The sequence below is a fragment of the Bdellovibrionales bacterium genome, from assembly GCA_019750295.1.
In the GTDB taxonomy this organism is placed as follows: domain Bacteria; phylum Bdellovibrionota; class Bdellovibrionia; order Bdellovibrionales; family JAGQZY01; genus JAIEOS01.
Map to the genome: position 1 here is coordinate 1 of JAIEOS010000136.1, position 3,514 is coordinate 3,514.

The window sequence follows — 3,514 nt, forward strand, 5'->3', positions numbered from 1 at the left end:
CGAAATGGGCCGCGCTTGCACCCACTCCAACTACCGCAACGGTCGCACGATGGATCTTCTGTGGGAAGGACTCTCTAAATACATCATGCTCTGTAAAACGAGATTTCTCTTTGGCTGCTCCAGTGTGGACAGCACCGACAACACCTACATTTTTTCGCTCATTAAAAGTCTAGCGACCCACGACAAACTGAAATGGGATCACAACATCCACCCTATTAACCAGTACGCGGTCCCCAATAGCCAACAGCTCTTTGATCAAGCCCCAGCTATGCCCGGGTATACCAAGGAACTACCGCCGCTCCTGCGCTCCTACCTGCACGCTGGAAGCTTTGTTTACGGAATGCCGGCCTTTGATGAGCCTTTCGCCTGCTACGACCTCCTGACGATCCTCGACCTCCAGGCGCTCACTAAAAAATTTAAAGAACGCTATCTCCCGAACTACAACTAGGTAACAGTTCCCTTTTCGGAAAAATTGGTAACAGTTTCTTTTTTGTATTGCCACGCAATACAAAAAAGGAACTGTTACCAATTTTTCCGAAAAGGGAACTGTTACCTAGTTGTCGTTACCAATTTTTCCGAAAAGGGAACTGTTACCTAGTTGTCTATCCTGTGGTCAGTTCTTTTTTGGAGCCATTCGATGCCTCCGCTGTCTCAGTTGGTTTTGAGAGCGAAAACTTCTTGGCTCAATACTTGTAAACCCAATCAGAAAAACGTGAGGATTTATGAAGCGGATATGGGCTGTAGGACTGTCGTTAGTGGTGCTTTTGGTGGGCGGAGATGTCTTTGCGGCTCCGGTTTTAAAACAGATGCAAAACAATCAGCCGCCAGGGAAGATCATCATCTCTTACAGTCAGCGCCGACTTTACTACGTGTTAGATTCTACTCAAGTTCTCGAATATAAAGTGGCGGTTCCTCAGCGGCGAATGATGTGGTTAGGACAAAGTCGCGTGGATGGGAAGCATATTCGCCCCGCTTGGGCTCCTCCGACCATCGTCAAAAAAGAGAATCCAAGAATTCCCGATCTCATTCCCGGCGGTGATCCGCGGAATCCCATGGGGGAACGAGCGATCACCCTCGAAAACAATAGTGTCACTGATCAAATTGCTATTCACGGTGTTGCCGCTAGCATGGAAAAATCCATCGGCACGGCCGCATCCTACGGTTGTATTCGCATGCGTAATGAAGACGTGATCGATCTTTACGATCGAGTCCGCATCGGCACACTCGTTGAGATGATTCCTTAGGCATTATAAATTTTTCCGTGCACTTTGTAATTTTACCCTATTACTTAACCCATCGATTTGTCGTAGGTTGTACGAACTTCATAGGGGTATGAAGTAAAACCAGAGGGGAAATCATGAAAAATCTAGTGTTCGTTGCTGCTGCTCTAGCGGTCGTTGTGTCATCATCTGCAAATGCATCTAATGAGGAATCCGGTCAGAAGTCCGTTAAATTTTGCGTTTTCAAACAAACCGAAGCCATCAAAATCCAAGAGGCTTCGGAGATCCAAGTGATCATGGTCGTGGACGAAAAATATCCGATGGGCCTTGTCGCCAACAAAGTGACCGGTGATCAAAACGTGACTTTCTTCGACGGTGGCTACGGAGTACTGACCGATGCTGGAATCGTAGAGGCTCGAGAAGTTCAAGTGCGATTGGAGATCGACGAAAATGGCGTCGACGTTAAATCGCTCAACATTTCAAACAACAAAACAATGGAATCGGCCTTCCGAGTCGGCATTCAGGATCTCGAAAAAGATCAGGTGGGTGTGGACCAATTGAAATCCGTCAACAAGGTCGCCCAGTGCTATTCTGGCAGTATTACGTTGGCTAAAGGATTAGAGATTTAATCGCAAAGATGCGTTTTAGAACGATTAAGAAAAGAGCTCTCGCAAAGAGCTCTTTTTTTTTGCCTTAATGCTTTTTGAGATTTTTGAGAACTTCAAACGCCGGATGACCTGCCGAATTGGAATCGTCGAGAATTTTTTTAATTTCCAACTGCCGCTCCTCACAGGCTTTTTGATCTTCGCAACGGGGATACGTCGGAATGGCGACCACCAATTGCTCGCGTAAAAAATCACCCAGATCAAAATCGTAACTTTCAAAAAAAGTCGCCTCGGCATTGAGATCGGTATCAAGACCGGTATGAGGCGCATGCCCATCGGCCTGGCGGTCCTCAGCCTTGATCAAGTACTCATTGAACTTGTGCTGAATCGGAATATCCATATCCTCACCACACAAGGAGCATGTGTCTTTGGCGGTCGTATCGATTTTCCCTTGAGCGGAATAAACATTACCCAACTCCTGGATACGGCATTTCACCTGAAACTGTGGGAGGTACCCTAATGCCTCTTTAAAACCGGCATCTAAGGTCTGCTCATCCCCTTTTTTGTATTCAAAATCTTCACCCTCTTCGGTGATATCTTTAAGACGAATAATCATATTTAAACCTAATCTTTTAAAAATTCTTTTTTTGTCATTTTACGCTGGTTATTGAGTTCGCACACCAAAGGAACGGCGGTTTCGAATTCAAAACTAATAATCTCCTCATCGGACATCCCCGAGAGATGTTTCACAAGAGCCCGCAGGCTGTTTCCATGGGCGACGATCAAAACATTTTTACCCGCCGCAATCTGAGGCTCGATATTTTTCTCCCAATAGGGAATCACCCGCTCCACGGTTTCCTTCAACGCTTCCCCTTTGGGAAGTTGAATTCCCTTGTAACGTCGATCTTTACCTAACTCATCATTCTCAAGCAAAGGGGGAAGGGTTGCATAGCTTCGCCGCCACTGGTGGACTTTTTCGTCGCCATACTTCTCGGCCGTTTCTTTTTTATTGAGGCCCTGGAGCGCTCCGTAGTGGCGCTCGTTGAGTTGCCAAGCTTTGGTCGTCGGCACCCACTCCTGTTGGAGCTCGGTCTGTATCAGCCAGGTCGTTTTGATCGCACGGCGAAGGACCGATGTGAATACGACATCGAATTCGTAGCCTTTGTTTTTAAGAATTTTGCCGGCGCGCATGGCTTCTTCTTTGCCTTTATCGGTGAGGTCCACATCCACCCACCCGGTAAAACGATTCTGTAAATTCCACTCACTTTGACCATGACGAACAAGAACTAGCACGGATCTTCCTCTGTGATTGATTAGTTTGTCAGAGATGTTTACTGGAGAATTTGTGAGAAGTGTATCGGGTAGAAAAAAAGGCGATGCTGCAGCATCCTGCTACGAGGTTTTTCATCCTAAAAACCATCGCCCGTCCCACTTTCAAGGCTAAGAGAAATCCTTCCCGCTTACAAATAATATTGCTATGCGTAAACAAAACTAGATTGTTTTATTTGTGTCAGCAAGATCAAGGTCGGGCTCAGCGGGGATGAAGATTGAGGTTAGAGGACACTGCTCACCTAGCGCTTCAACTATTCTAAAATGTCGATGTGACCGAACTTCATGTCCACAGAGAGCGGAATCCCATCTCCACTTTTGAAAGCTTCGATTTCACTATTCACATCCCCGTCACCGACA

At 46.5% G+C, this 3,514-nt stretch carries 5 protein-coding genes; 3 read left to right on the forward strand and 2 right to left on the reverse strand.

Annotated features, from left to right (window positions below; all coding sequences use genetic code 11):
* The 3 genes from K2Q26_15330 to K2Q26_15340 all read left to right on the forward strand — a co-directional run.
* Positions 1–448: hypothetical protein (locus K2Q26_15330; protein MBY0316892.1), on the forward strand; the 448-nt coding region annotated here is incomplete at its 5' end.
* A gap of 274 nt (positions 449–722) precedes the next feature.
* Positions 723–1,244 (forward strand): L,D-transpeptidase, encoded by a 522-nt coding sequence (locus tag K2Q26_15335; GenBank protein ID MBY0316893.1) that lies wholly within the window; start codon positions 723–725, stop codon positions 1,242–1,244.
* Positions 1,245–1,357: 113 nt separating this feature from the next.
* A complete protein-coding gene (locus tag K2Q26_15340) occupies positions 1,358–1,849 on the forward strand; it encodes a hypothetical protein (GenBank protein ID MBY0316894.1) in 492 nt (163 codons plus the stop codon).
* A gap of 64 nt (positions 1,850–1,913) precedes the next feature.
* On the opposite strand, the gene K2Q26_15345 is transcribed toward K2Q26_15340, so the two are convergent.
* Complete coding sequence (locus K2Q26_15345) at positions 1,914–2,441, reverse strand: DUF177 domain-containing protein (protein MBY0316895.1); 528 nt, start codon at positions 2,439–2,441, stop codon at positions 1,914–1,916.
* Between the two features lie 8 nt (positions 2,442–2,449).
* Complete coding sequence (gpmA, locus tag K2Q26_15350) at positions 2,450–3,118, reverse strand: 2,3-diphosphoglycerate-dependent phosphoglycerate mutase (GenBank protein ID MBY0316896.1); 669 nt, start codon at positions 3,116–3,118, stop codon at positions 2,450–2,452.
* Between the last annotated feature and the right edge of the window lie 396 nt (positions 3,119–3,514).